We start from the raw sequence: 12,623 nt of genomic DNA, 5'->3' as shown, positions 1-12,623 counted from the left end.
CAAGGGATTCAATTCTGTTGTACTTGCTCGGCGCCGCTACCCTTGCGCGTCAGCCACAGCACGCCGGCCAGGATCAGCGCGCCGCCCAGCGCCTGGGTCAGCCCGACCTGCTCGCCCAGCAAAAGCGCCGCCAGCACCACCGTCACGACCGGCTCCAGCGTCGACAGCATGGAAGCGCGCGCTGCGCCAAGGCGCTGCAAGCCGGCAAAGAAGGTCAGGATGGCCAGCACGGTCGAGAGCAGCGCGATCGCCAGCAGCGCCAGCCAGCCCCCCGCGGTTTGCGGGAACTGCGGCGGCGCCCCGGCCCCGGCGCGCAGGATGCCGACGGCGATATAGACCAGTGCCGCAGCCGTGCACACCACGGTGGTGGTGGCGAGCGGGTTGACGCCAGCCGTGATGCGCGCGCCCACGATGATGTACACCGAGTAGATCACAGCCGAGGCCAGTCCGAGCGCGATCCCCAGCGCCGAACCCTGGCCGCCGCCGACCGTCAGGCCGGCGCCCACCGAACACAGCACCAGCGCGATCACCGACGCCGCGCCCAGGCGCTCCTTGAGGAACACCGCGGCGAGGATGGTGACGAAGAGCGGGTACAGGTAGAGCAGCAATGCCACCAGGCTTGCCTGGGCATGATTGAGCGCCGTGAAGAAGCAGAACGACTGGCCGACATAGCCGATGCCGCCCATCGCCGCGAGCGCCAGGACCTTGCGCCAGCCAGGCAGGCCGACTCCGCGCGCCCGCATGGCCAGCGCCAGCGCGCCGGCCGCCAGCGTGAAACGCACCGCCAGCAAGCCATAGACATCGGATCCGGCATCGTAGGCAAAGCGGGCGAAGATCGCCATGGCGCCAAAGGCGCTGGCCGAAAGCGCGATCAGCAGCACCCCGGCGAGCTGCTCGCGTACGTTGCGGCCGGCTTGGAGACTGTCGGGGGAGGAGCGGGAAACGGACATGTCGGCGTGTGGATTCGGTCTTCCGGCGGGCGCCGGGCAAGCCGCATTCTATGCCGTGCAAATGCCGCGCGGGGCCGGATCCATGCCGGCGGCAATCGGGCGGCAATCGGGCGGGCGGCGCCGGTGCCGCCCTGCGGCGGAGGCCGGCCTCGTTTACAATGACGCCATCATGTTCAATCCCTCCCGCGAAGAAGTCCGCCGTTTTTTCTGCGATGCATGGCAGAAGCAGCGCGCAGGCAGCGTCCTCACCCCGCTTGAAGCCATTGCCGTCGACTGGATCGGCGAGCATCCCGAGTATCAGAACCTGCTGACCGACACGGAAGGCGCGCTCACTCAGGACTACACCCCCGAAGGCGGCCAGACCAATCCTTTCCTGCACCTGGCCATGCATTTGTCGATCGCCGAACAGGTATCGATCGACCAGCCGCCCGGCATCCGTCGCGCCTACGAGGCGCTGGCCCAGCGCCTCGACTCGCCGCATGAGGCGCATCACCAGGTCATGGAATGCCTGGGCGAGATGCTCTGGGAGGCGCAACGCACCGGCCTGCCGCCCGACGGCGAGAATTACATTGCCTCGGTCCAGCGCCGCGCCATGCGGTAGCGCCAGCAGCGTCTTGCCATGCCGGGCTTCCCGGCGGCGTACAAATCATCACAAAGTCGGCGCGCCGGGCATGTTAGGCTTTACCGCGTCGCAATAGATCATGCCGCGCTTGCATCACCTTTCCCGGGACCCGGGAAAACGCGCGCCGCTTCAACCACATGCAGCTTTGCACGCATAATGCCCGGACCGGCTCCTCGCCTGCGGTCCGGCGCCGGCTCGCACCGGCGACCCCGGCCCTGCTTCTCTCCCTTGCCCTCGCTGCCGCCTGGCCGCTGCCCAGCCGGGCAGCCATCGCGCTGCTGCAGCCACCGAAGGTGGTCGACGGCACCAGGCCGCTGACCCTGACCCTGCTGGTCAGCGCCGACAAAGCCAACCGGACGTTCCTGGTGCCGGAGGCCATCGACGTGGTCGCATCGGCGGACCTGCAGGCGCCGGTGCGCCTGCACTTGGAGCGCACGGCGCCTGGTGCCGCCACGATCCGGCTGCGCCAGGGCGAGCACCGCATCATCGAATACAGCGCGACCATCCCGCCCGCGCTGCGCGGGACCGTACGGCTGGATCCCGTCGATATCGATGCGGCGCCGGTACTGGTCACCCTGAACCGGGCGCCGCGCCCGGACGACCCGCCCGCGGCGCAGGTGGCGCAGGCCACGGCCGCCCCGGCCGGAAGCACGGCCGCCGCACCGACGCAGGGCGACCGCACCGCCACGCCTGCCGTCCCGGTCGTGCCAGTGGCCGCGTCGGCCGAGCCCGCGCCCGTCCAGACCGATTTGCGCGACCAGGGCCGGCTGACCTTCAACGATCCGATGTACTTCCTGGTCGGCGCGCATGACGGCGCCAACGCCAAGTTCCAGCTCAGCTTCAAGTTCCGCATCTTCGAGGGCGAAAACCCGTCTTCGCGCAGCCTGCTGGACAACCTCTACTTCGGCTACACGCAGTTCTCGCTGTGGGACCTGGCCGGAGACTCCCACCCCTTCCGCGACACCAATTACCGGCCGAGCCTGTTCTACTACCTGTCGGATACCGGGGTGCATAACCGCACGATCAGCCGTCTTTCGCTCGCCGCGGGCCTGGAGCACGAGTCCAACGGCCGCGACGGCGACCAGTCGCGCAGCATCAATACCGTCTTCGTCAAGCCGACCCTCTACCTGGGCGACTTGAGCAGCTGGCACTGGAGCGTATCGCCCAAGCTCTATTACTACCTGGAGAAGAACGACAACACGGATATCGCCAGCTACCGCGGCTACATGGACCTGAAGCTGGCCTACGGCAAGCCGGATTCATGGGAATTCGCGGCCACCATGCGCAAGGGCACGCAGAAGTACTATGGCAGCGTCGACGCCTCGGTGACCTATCCGCTCGCGCGGCTGATCCCGGGCACCGCGGGCTATCTGATGGCGGGCTATTTCGTCGGCTATGGCGAGAGCATGCTGGACTACAACCACAAGCTGCCGTGGCAATTCCGCCTCGGCTATGCCTTGTCGCGCTAGTCCCGCCGGGCAGCCCGCCACGCGCGCGGGCCGCGCTTCAGCCCGCCAGGGGCTTGCCGCTGGCCTTCAGGCGGGCATTGGCCACCGCCGCGGCGAACTGGCCATGACCGTGCCAGCCGGTGGCACGGCCGAGTTTCTTGCCCTTGTGGAAGAACATGAACACGGGGATTCCATGCAGGCCGAAGCGCCTGCCCAGTTCGGGGTGCGCGTAGACGTTGGCATGCAGCCAGTGCAGCTCTAGCGCGCGCACCGGCTCGGGATTGGCCAGCATGGCTTTCTTCGCCATTTCGCAATTGAAGCAGTCCACGCCCCAGAAGAACACGCACACCAGAGCATCATCGGCAGCCGCAATGGCGGCGTCGATATCGTCGCCGTTCACCTCGCGCATGCCGAAAGTTTCGAAGGCATGGTGATCCAGGTGCGGCGCCGCGTCGGCGGCGGCTTCGGCCGGCGCGCCGGCAGCGGACTTGTCTGACGAGGTAGACATAGGCTTCTCCAGCAATGAAAAACGCCCGGGCCAGTGGCACCGGGCGTTGCTCGTGCCGCCGGACAGGCGGACAACGAAAGCGATGCGCCGCCGTTACTTCGGGGCGGACACCGTCACCAGCGCCGGACGCAGCACACGGTCGGCGATCGTGTAGCCGCGCTGCAGCACCGACACCACGGTATTGGGTTCCTGCGGCGCCGGCACCATCGAGATGGCCTGGTGGCGATGCGGGTCGAACTTTTCGCCGACCGGATTCAGCTCGACGATCTTGCCCTTCTCGAAGGCGCTGGTGAGCTGGCGCGCGGTCAGCTCCACCCCTTCGCGCAGCTTGGCGATGTCGCCGGAACCGTCGGCCAGCGCGGCCTGCAGGCTGTCCATCACCGGCAGCAGGTAGTCGGCGAAGCTCTCGATAGCGAACTTGTGCGCCTTGGCGACGTCTTCCTGGGCGCGGCGGCGGATATTCTCGCCCTCCGCGGTCGCCCGCAGGAACATGTCATAGTGCTCCTTGGCCTTGGCTTCGAGCGTGGCCAGCTGGGCGGTCACGTCCTCCGCGGCGGCGTTCTCGGCCTGGCCGGCCGGCGCGTTGTTCAGCTCCTCGCCGGCGGCCGCCGGCGGCGTCGTGGTGGATGGCGTCTGCTTCTGTTCTTCCATGTCGATCCGTATCAATACAAGGACGCGGCCGGCCTGGCGCTGGCCGCGGGTGGTAAATCGGCAAATGTATCCTGCAATTGGTGACAGGCATCCATTATTTCAAGAGTGCACCGCGCCGGGGCACTGAAACACACGGTTACAAAGAGGTGCACATGGAAATAGGGGCCATATTGCTTTGCTGCAGCGCACCCCCTAAGATGAAACCGTATAAAAATGACAAAAATACCGGGGTCGAAGATGCATCACAAGTCGGGCCACACTCGAAAGGTTAGCCATGCATAAGCTACCTGTTCTGACGGTCTTCCTTCTCGCCGCATTATCGGTGATGACAGTCTTTATCTGCCTCTCCGGCGCCTTCACGCCGCGAGACACCGAATACGGTAGTGGCAAGGCGGTCTTCAAACACTACATCGTTCCCTTCGTTCGCTGATCCAGGCCGGTGAGCCGCGGCGCCGCATGCGATGGCGCCGCTCGCCGCCTCCTGAGTCCTCTCGGCTCCCCGACTCTCAGCTCCCGAATCCGTCCAGCAGGCGGCGATCCCGCTTGGTCGGCCTGCCCTGCAGCCGCGAGGCCGGCTCCACGTTGAGCCGCCGGTTTTCCGCTTCCTCGCGTCGTCGCGCCTGGCTTGCCTGCGTCTCCGCATAGAGCGTCTGCGCCACCGTCGCCGACCCGCGCGCGCCGGCGATGCCCCTGACCAGCACTTCCCAGCGCTGCTGATGCGCCTCGAGCACGATGGTGTCGCCCGGCTTGACCTCGCGCGAGTTCTTGCAAGGCTGGCCGTTGACCTGCACCTTGCCACGCTCCACGGCCTCGGCCGCCAGCGAGCGGGTCTTGAAGAAGCGCGCGCACCACAGCCATTTGTCGATGCGCAGGCGCGCGTCAGCCTCGAAAGATACGTTCATTCTGTCATCTCCATGCCAGGGGCCGGCTTTGCCGCGCCCGTGTCACGCCGCAGCCCCGCGCATCTGGGCCTGGGTGCGGCGAGCCTCCAGTTCGTGCGGGTGCGGCAGCCGCAGCGGCCATCCCTGCAAGTGCTGCAAGCCGATCTCCGCCAGCCCGGCGATCCAGCTCTCGGCATCGTTGAGGCAGGGAATGTAATGGAACACCTTGCCGCCCGCCACCTGGAATTCGGAACGTCCTTCCATGCCGATCTCCTCCAGGGTCTCCAGGCAGTCGGCCGGGAATCCGGGGCAGAACACGTCGACCCGCCCGGTGCCGACCTTGCCCAACTCCTGCAGCGTGGGTGCCGTGTAGGGCTGCAGCCATTCCGCGCGGCCGAAGCGCGACTGGAAGGTAACCTGGTACTGGCCGGCTTGCAGGCCCAGCGCCTCGCCCAGCAGGCGGCCGGTCTTCAGGCATTCGCAATGGTAGGGATCGCCCAGTTCCAGGGTGCGCCGCGGCACCCCGTGGAACGACAGGATCAGCTTGTCCCCACGCCCGAAATCCGGCGTGCCGTGCTGCGCCCAGTATGCCCCCACCTGCTGGTGCAAGGCGGCAATATAGGCCGGATGGTCGTGAAAATGCTTGACCAGCCGCAATTCTGGCTGATTCCGCCAGGTCGCCAGCACGCGGAACGCTTCGTCGAACGCCGTGGCCGTGGTGGTGCCGGAGTACTGCGGATACAGGGGCAGCAGCAGGATGCGCTCGGTGCCCTGGCGGCGCAGCGCCTCCAGCACGGAAGCGATCGACGGGTTGCCATAGCGCATCGCGCACGCCACCGTCACTTCGTGGCCCTGCTGGCTGAGCAGCAATTGCAGGGCGTGGGCCTGGCGTTCGGTATGCACGAGCAGTGGCGAACCGGTCATCTGCGCCTCGCGCAGCCAGACCGACTCGTATTTCACCGCCGAGGCGCGCGAGCGCAACGGCAGGATGATGCCGTACAGGATCGGCAGCCAGGCAGCGCGCGGGATCTCCACCACGCGCGGATCGGACAGGAACTGCCTGAGATAGCTGCCGACGGCCTTCGGTGTCGGCGCATCGGGCGTGCCGAGGTTGATCAGCAGGATCGCCGTGCGCGGCGCCTGGCCATGCTGATAGGCCGGTTCGGGGGTAGTCGTCATGGTGTTTCCGGTGTGGCGGGGCGGGACGCGCCAAAGGCGCGCGGCCGCCGGGTCTCGCCGAGCAGACGGGAGGAGCGGAACAGGCAGTCGGTGAGACCGGCCCTGGCCAGCACTAGTTCTGGCTCAGCGCGCTGGACAATAGCCTCGCGGTGATGTCGACGATCGGGATCACCCGTTCGTAGGCCATGCGGGTGGGCCCGATCACCCCCAGCGTGCCGACGATCTGGCCGTCGACCTCGTAGGGCGCCGTGATGACCGCCATGTCTTCCAGCGGCACCAGCTTGCTCTCGCCGCCGATGAAGATCTGCACGCCCTGGGCGTGGCTGGAGACGTCGAGCAGCTTGAGCAGGCCGGTCTTGTGCTCGAACACGTCGAACAGCCGGCGCAGCTTTTCCATGCTGGAGGACAGGTCCTCCACCTCGAGCAGCTTGCGCTCGCCGGAAATGAAGACATGATTGTCTTCTTCCTCCGCCATGGCGCTGCTGCCCGCTTCCACCGCCGCCTGCATCAGCTGCGACATATCCATGCGCAAGGCCTGCAATTCCCCGCGCAGGTGGTCGCGCACATTGTCGAAGCTCATGCCGGCGTAGTGCGAGTTGATGAAATTCGCGGCCTCGACCAGTTGCGACGCCGTGTACGGCAGCTCGGTCTGGATGATGCGGTTCTGCACGTCTCCCTCGGGGGTGACGATGATCAGCAGGATGCGCTTGTCCGACAGCCGCATGAACTCGACCTGGCGAAACGCCTGCGCGCGCCGCGGGGTCATCACCACGCCGGCGAAATGCGACAGATTGGACAAGGTATGCGCCGCCGACGTGATCATCCGCTGCGGCCCGAGCTGCTGCCCGCGCAACTGGCCCAGGATCTTGCCGGTCAGCTCCGCCAGGTTGAGCGCGCTGTCCAGCGGCTGGGCGGTCAGCATGGTATCGACGAACAGCCGGTAGCCGCGCGGGGTCGGGATACGCCCCGCCGACGTGTGCGGACTGGTGATGAACCCCATTTCCTCCAGGTCCGACATCACATTGCGGATGGTGGCCGGGGACAGATCGAGACCGGAGTACTTCGACAAGGTCCGCGAACCCACGGGTTGCCCCTCGGCGATATAGCGCTCGATCAGGGTCTTGAGAAGCGTTTTCGCACGTTCATCCATGATGCACCCGATTTTACGCAGGTTTTACCCGTTCGGGCGGCTCGTGCACGCCCGCGCACGCCCGGACGTGCCGCCTTGCTGACAATGGTCGCGGCGGTATGGTCTAATCCGGGCATGTCTTCGCTCCCCACGCCCGGCGCCGCTCGCGCGCCCTTTCGCACCGTCGCCCTGATCGGCAGGTACGCCACCGCCGGCATCGAAGGCCCGCTGGAAGAGCTTGCCGCCTGCATCCTCAAGAACGGCCAGGATGTGGTGTTCGAGCGGGAAACCGCGCTGGCCACGGGCCTGACCGACTACCCGGCCCTGCCACCCGGCGAGATCGGCAAGCATGCCGACGTCGCCGTGGTGCTGGGCGGCGACGGTACCTTGCTGGGCCTGGCGCGCCAGCTGGCCGGCTTTCAGGTGCCGCTGATCGGCGTCAACCACGGGCGCCTTGGCTTCATGACCGACATCCCGCTGGAAGACGTGCATTCGGTGCTGCCCGACATGCTGGCCGGACGTTATGAATCCGAGACCCGCATGCTGCTGGAGTCGCAGGTGGTGCGCGACGACGGCGTGATCTTCTCCGCGCTGGCCTTCAACGACGTGGTGGTCAACCGCTCCGGCATCTCGGGCATGGTGGAGCTGGCGGTCTCGGTGGACGGCTACTTCATGTACAACCAGCGTTCGGACGGCCTGATCGTGTCCACGCCGACCGGCTCCACGGCCTACGCCCTATCCGCCGGCGGACCGATCCTGCACCCCACGCTGTCCGGCCTGGTGCTGGTGCCGATCGCCCCGCACGCGCTGTCCAACCGCCCGATCGTGCTGCCGCATGACGCCGAGGTGTCGATCGAGGTGGCCACCGCGCGCGACGCCAGCGTCAACTTCGACATGCAGTCGCTGACCTCGCTGCTGCCCGGCGACCGCATCGTGGTGCGGCGCTCGGCCAAGACCGTCCACCTGCTGCACCCGCTCGGCTACAACTATTACGCCACGCTGCGCAAGAAGCTGCACTGGCACGAGTACCCGAGCGAAGACAACCGGCTCTGATCCGGCGCGGTCGCAGCCCACCGCGACCATGCCGGCCGGCGCCTCCCGCAGACCGCCCCCCAACCTGACCCTGACCCGTCGCCCACGATGCTGCGCAGCCTGTCCATCCGCGATTTCGTCATCGTCGACACGCTCGACCTCGACTTTACCCCGGGCTTTACCGTGTTCACCGGCGAGACCGGCGCCGGCAAGTCGATCCTGATCGACGCGCTGGCGCTGGTGCTGGGCGAGCGCGCCGACGCCGGCGTGGTGCGCGAGGGCGCCGCCCGCGCCAGCATCAGTGCCACCTTCGCCACGCCGCCCGGGCTCGACGCCTGGCTGGCCGAGCATGACCTGACCGGCGACGACGGCACGGTGCTGCTGCGCCGCACGGTCGATGCCGGCGGACGCGGCAAGGCCTTTATCAACGGCGCCGCCGCTACGCTGGGCCAGCTGCGCGAGATCGGCGACCGCCTGGTCGACATCCACGGCCAGCATGCCCACCAGTTGCTGCTGCGCCCGGACGCCCAGCGCCTGCTGCTCGATGCCCACGCCGGCCTCACCGCGCAGGCCGGCGCGGTCGCCGAGGCGTGGCGTTCGTGGCGCGCCTGCGTGCGCCAGCGCGAGACAGTCGAGCACCATTCGCGCGAGATGGCGCTCGAGCGCGAGCGCCTCGAATGGCAGGTCGGCGAGCTGGAGAAGCTCGCGCCGCAGGCCGGCGAATGGGAAGACATCCAGGCCGAATACAACCGTCTTTCCCACGCCGCCGGCCTCATCGAAGGCAGCCGCGCCGCGCTGGAAGCGCTGTCCGAAGCCGACGGCTCGGTGCTCTCCACGCTCAACAGCGTGGTGCAGCGCCTGCGCCAGCTGGCCGACGTCGACCCGGCCCTGGGCGATGTGCTGGCGGCGCTGGACCCGGCCCAGGTCCAGGTCGAGGAAGCCGCGCACTCGCTCAACCGCTATGTCGACCGGCTCGATCTCGACCCGGAGCGCCTGCAGGTGGTGGAGGCGCGCATGCAGGCGCTGCACACCACCGCGCGCAAGTACCGCCTGCCGCCCGAGCAACTGCCCGACGAGCTGCAGGCCCGCCGCCAGCAGCTCGACGACCTGCAGTCCGCCCAGGACCTGAACAAGGTGATGGCGCGCGAGGCTGCCGCCCGCGCCGCCTACCTGACCATCGCCCAGCACCTCGGCGCGGCCCGCAAGGTGGCCGCCGAGAAACTCTCCGCCGCCGTAACGGAAGCCATGCAGGGCCTGTCGATGGCCGGCGGCAGTTTCGCCGTGTCCCTGCACCCGCTCGAGGAAGGCCAGAGCCACGGCCTGGAGCAGGTCGAGTTCCTGGTCGCGGGCCATGCCGGCGTCAGCGCGCGCCCGCTGGCCAAGGTGGCCTCCGGCGGCGAACTGGCCCGCATCAGCCTGGCAATCTCCGTCATCACCAGCGAAGCCGCGCCCACGCCGACCCTGATCTTCGACGAGGTCGACACCGGCATCGGCGGCGCGGTGGCCGAAGTGGTCGGCCGGCGCCTGCAGGAACTGGGCCGTGCGCGCCAGGTGCTGTGCGTGACCCACCTGCCGCAGGTGGCCGCGCAGGCCGGCGCCCATCTGCTGGTCAGCAAGGAAACCAGCGAGCGCGGCGCACAGGGATCGGTCACCCGCTCCCGCATCCGCGCGCTCGACGCCGCCGGCCGCGTAGTCGAGACCGCCCGCATGCTCGGCGGGTCCACCGTGACCGCTACCACCATGCAGCACGCCGAGGAAATGCTCGCGCAAGGCGCGCGCAGCAGCGCCGGCCCGGCCCGCGAAGCGCGCCGGTCACGCCGCGCCGCCAGCTGACGGCGCCCGTCCTCCGGCCCAGTAACCACACAGGAGTCTTCCATGTCCCTCGGCAAGCAGCCGCACTCCCGCAAACCGGCCCGTCCGCTGCGCCTGACCGCCGCCTGCGGCGCGCTGGCCCTGCTGGCGCTCGCCACGCTGAGCGCCTGCCAGGCCCAGCGCCCGTCCGCGCCGCCGGCCAACAGCATCAGCGCCGACCGTGCCGTGGGCGACATCATGGTGCGCTTCACCGCGCCGCCGGTGATCGCCTCCGAAGACGCCGGGCGCCTGCTCGAATCCATCGCCGGGCCGATCCGCTTCGTGGTCAAGCGCCCCATGTCGGGCGGCGTCTGGCTCGTCACGGCGATCTCCGCCTCGGCCGACGCCACGCTCGACCAGGCCGTGGCCACCCTGCGCACCGCGCCGCGCATCGAGACCGCCGAGCCCGACCGCGTGCTCAAGCCCAACCGCACCCAGCCCATCGGCCGCGACATGCAGCCGGGCTGACGCTGCCGGACGGCGCGTTTCATGCCATTGTCAGCTTGCCGTAGTCGAATGCGGGCACTCGGACGTTGAGCTATCTTGAAGTTTTGTCGCTGTAACCGAGGTTTCCGGCGCAATCGCGCAAATGTAGTTTCCGGGGTGCTCCGGCGGGGTGCTCCGCCGCGGTCGGTCCGACGCGGACAAACGGGAGGAGGCAGACATGCAGCAACCGTTTCAGCATCGGAATGGCAGGACCTCGCATCTGGCACGGCGCGCCACCGCGCTGCTGGCGCTGGGCGCCAGCCTCTGGCTTGGCGCACCGGTCACCGCCGGCGCGGCCCCTGACCCGGCGGCGCGCCCGGCGCCACGCTACAGCGGCAACTTCATCGTGCGCTGGCGCGATGGCGCCACCGCCACCGGCACTGCCAGCGACAGCGCCACCACCGGGTCGCAATCCGAGCGCATGCTGAGTGTGCGCCAGAGCACCGGCGTGGCGCTCTCCGTGAAGCGCCAGATGGGCGGCAGCCTGCAACTGCTGAGCGTCGGCGACGCCGACGCCGCCGACCCCGAGGCCACCGCGGCCCGCCTGCGGCAGGACCCGCGCATCGCCGAGGTGGTGCCTGACCGCTGGCTGCGCCTGCACGACACCACGCCCAACGATCCCCAGTTCGCCCTCAACCAGCCCTACCTCAACACGCCCGCCGTGGTCGTGGGCGGCGTCAACCTGCCGCCCGCGTGGGACCGCACCCGCGGCAGCAGCAACCTGGTGATCGCGGTGCTCGATACCGGCTACCTACCCCACCCGGATCTCGCCAGCCGCATCGTGCCGGGCTTTGACTTCATTACCGACCCGGCCATCGCCAACGACGGCGACGGCCGCGACGCGAATGCCATCGACTCGGGCGATGGCGTACCGGCCGGCTTCACCTGCCCCGGCACCTCCACACCGACCACTACCGCCACCAACAACAGCTGGCACGGCACCCGCGTGGCCGGCACGCTGGGCGCGCTCACCAACAACGGGCAGGATATCGCCGGCGTGGACTGGAACGCCCGCATCCAGCCGGTGCGCGTATCGGGGCGCTGCGGCGCGCTGCTGTCCGACACTGTCGACGGCATGCGCTGGGCCGGCGGCCTGACCGTGCCGAACATAGCCAACAACCCCACGCCGGCGCGCGTGATCAACGTCAGCCTGGGCGGCGGCACCTGCTCCAGCGTCGAGCAGCAGGCCGTGAACGACCTCGCCGCCAACGGCGTGGTCGTGGTCGCCGCCACCGGCAACAGCGCCGGCGCGGTCGAAGCGCCGGCCGACTGCAGCGGCGTGGTCGCCGTCACCGCGCACGTCAACGACGGCGAGAACGCCAGCTATGCGAATGTGGGGCCGAAGGTCTCGCTGAGCGCGCCGGGCGGCGGATGCGGCAACTCCAAGGTGGTCACCAATCCCAACACCGGCGTCGCCTCATGCACGGTCTCGCAGTCGTTCATCCGCACCATATCCAATGACGGCACCACCACGCTGGGCAACTACGTCCTGACCAATTCCCAGGGCACCAGCTTCGCCGCGCCGCTGGTGTCGGGCGTGGCCGCGCTGATGCTCTCGGTCAACCCGGCATTGACGCCCGCGCAGGTCCTCGCCGCGCTGAAGAGCTCGGCGCGCCCGCACCCCGCGAACACCTATTGCACGCTGCCCGCCAACACCGGTATTTGCGGCGCCGGCCTGCTCGACGCCAATGCCGCGGTGATCGCGGCCGCGCAGGTCACGGCGAGCCCCCCGCCCACGACCAGCACGCCTTCGGGCGGCGGTGGCGGCGGCGCGCTGTCGTGGCCGCTCGCGCTCGGGCTGTGCGGCCTGGGCCTGCTGGCAGGCTGGGCCGCACGCCGCCGCGGACAGGCCTCGCCGCGCTGACCGCACGGCGGGCGCATGCGCA

The 12,623-nt window shown here is 68.8% G+C and carries 13 protein-coding genes; 7 read left to right on the top strand and 6 right to left on the bottom strand.

Annotated elements, in window-relative coordinates; translation table 11 throughout:
• Positions 1-8 precede the first annotated feature (8 nt).
• Positions 9-950, bottom strand: a complete 942-nt coding sequence (locus tag AC1DKV_RS12730) for a DMT family transporter (protein WP_441618774.1) — start codon at positions 948-950, stop codon at positions 9-11.
• Between the two features lie 169 nt (positions 951-1,119).
• Between AC1DKV_RS12730 and AC1DKV_RS12725 the strand changes: the two genes are divergently transcribed.
• A complete protein-coding gene (locus AC1DKV_RS12725) occupies positions 1,120-1,551 on the top strand; it encodes a DUF1841 family protein (RefSeq protein WP_441618772.1) in 432 nt (143 codons plus the stop codon).
• A gap of 158 nt (positions 1,552-1,709) precedes the next feature.
• Positions 1,710-3,041, top strand: coding sequence for a phospholipase A (locus tag AC1DKV_RS12720; protein WP_441618770.1), 1,332 nt, complete (start codon positions 1,710-1,712; stop codon positions 3,039-3,041).
• Between the two features lie 37 nt (positions 3,042-3,078).
• Here the strand turns inward: AC1DKV_RS12720 and AC1DKV_RS12715 are convergent, their stop codons facing one another.
• Together AC1DKV_RS12715 and grpE are read right to left on the bottom strand one after the other, a co-directional pair.
• The gene (locus tag AC1DKV_RS12715) at positions 3,079-3,528 is read right to left on the bottom strand and encodes a thioredoxin family protein (RefSeq protein WP_441618769.1); all 450 of its coding nucleotides are present in this window, start codon (positions 3,526-3,528) and stop codon (positions 3,079-3,081) included.
• A 93-nt stretch (positions 3,529-3,621) separates the two neighbouring features.
• A complete protein-coding gene (gene grpE, locus AC1DKV_RS12710) occupies positions 3,622-4,179 on the bottom strand; it encodes a nucleotide exchange factor GrpE (RefSeq protein WP_441643384.1) in 558 nt (185 codons plus the stop codon).
• Positions 4,180-4,453: 274 nt separating this feature from the next.
• Here grpE and AC1DKV_RS12705 point away from each other — a divergent pair, with 274 nt between their 5' ends.
• Entirely contained in the window at positions 4,454-4,609 is a 156-nt protein-coding gene (locus tag AC1DKV_RS12705) for a hypothetical protein (protein ID WP_020201414.1), read from the top strand.
• Positions 4,610-4,685: 76 nt separating this feature from the next.
• Here the strand turns inward: AC1DKV_RS12705 and AC1DKV_RS12700 are convergent, their stop codons facing one another.
• The 3 genes from AC1DKV_RS12700 to hrcA all read right to left on the bottom strand — a co-directional run bounded on the left by AC1DKV_RS12700 (position 4,686) and on the right by hrcA (position 7,389).
• Entirely contained in the window at positions 4,686-5,081 is a 396-nt protein-coding gene (locus tag AC1DKV_RS12700; RefSeq protein ID WP_441618765.1) for an RNA-binding S4 domain-containing protein, read from the bottom strand.
• A gap of 42 nt (positions 5,082-5,123) precedes the next feature.
• The gene (hemH, locus tag AC1DKV_RS12695) at positions 5,124-6,239 is read right to left on the bottom strand and encodes a ferrochelatase (protein WP_441618763.1); all 1,116 of its coding nucleotides are present in this window, start codon (positions 6,237-6,239) and stop codon (positions 5,124-5,126) included.
• A 112-nt stretch (positions 6,240-6,351) separates the two neighbouring features.
• Entirely contained in the window at positions 6,352-7,389 is a 1,038-nt protein-coding gene (gene hrcA / locus AC1DKV_RS12690) for a heat-inducible transcriptional repressor HrcA (protein WP_441618761.1), read from the bottom strand.
• A gap of 114 nt (positions 7,390-7,503) precedes the next feature.
• On the opposite strand from hrcA, the gene AC1DKV_RS12685 reads away from it, so the two are divergent.
• The 4 genes from AC1DKV_RS12685 (at position 7,504) to AC1DKV_RS12670 (ending at position 12,601) form a co-directional block, all read left to right on the top strand.
• Positions 7,504-8,421, top strand: coding sequence for an NAD kinase (locus AC1DKV_RS12685; protein ID WP_441618759.1), 918 nt, complete (start codon positions 7,504-7,506; stop codon positions 8,419-8,421).
• An 87-nt stretch (positions 8,422-8,508) separates the two neighbouring features.
• Positions 8,509-10,233 carry a DNA repair protein RecN gene (recN, locus tag AC1DKV_RS12680; RefSeq protein WP_441618757.1) on the top strand — a complete coding sequence of 575 codons (1,725 nt, stop codon included), beginning with the start codon at positions 8,509-8,511 and terminating at the stop codon, positions 10,231-10,233.
• A gap of 42 nt (positions 10,234-10,275) precedes the next feature.
• Positions 10,276-10,719: a hypothetical protein gene (locus AC1DKV_RS12675; RefSeq protein ID WP_441618755.1), complete on the top strand. Its 444-nt coding sequence runs from the start codon at positions 10,276-10,278 to the stop codon at positions 10,717-10,719.
• A gap of 196 nt (positions 10,720-10,915) precedes the next feature.
• Positions 10,916-12,601 (top strand): S8 family peptidase, encoded by a 1,686-nt coding sequence (locus AC1DKV_RS12670; protein ID WP_441618754.1) that lies wholly within the window; start codon positions 10,916-10,918, stop codon positions 12,599-12,601.
• Positions 12,602-12,623 lie beyond the last annotated feature (22 nt).

Source organism: Cupriavidus sp. 05T41, assembly GCF_056396525.1.
This window is presented reverse-complemented; position numbering and strand designations above follow the sequence as displayed.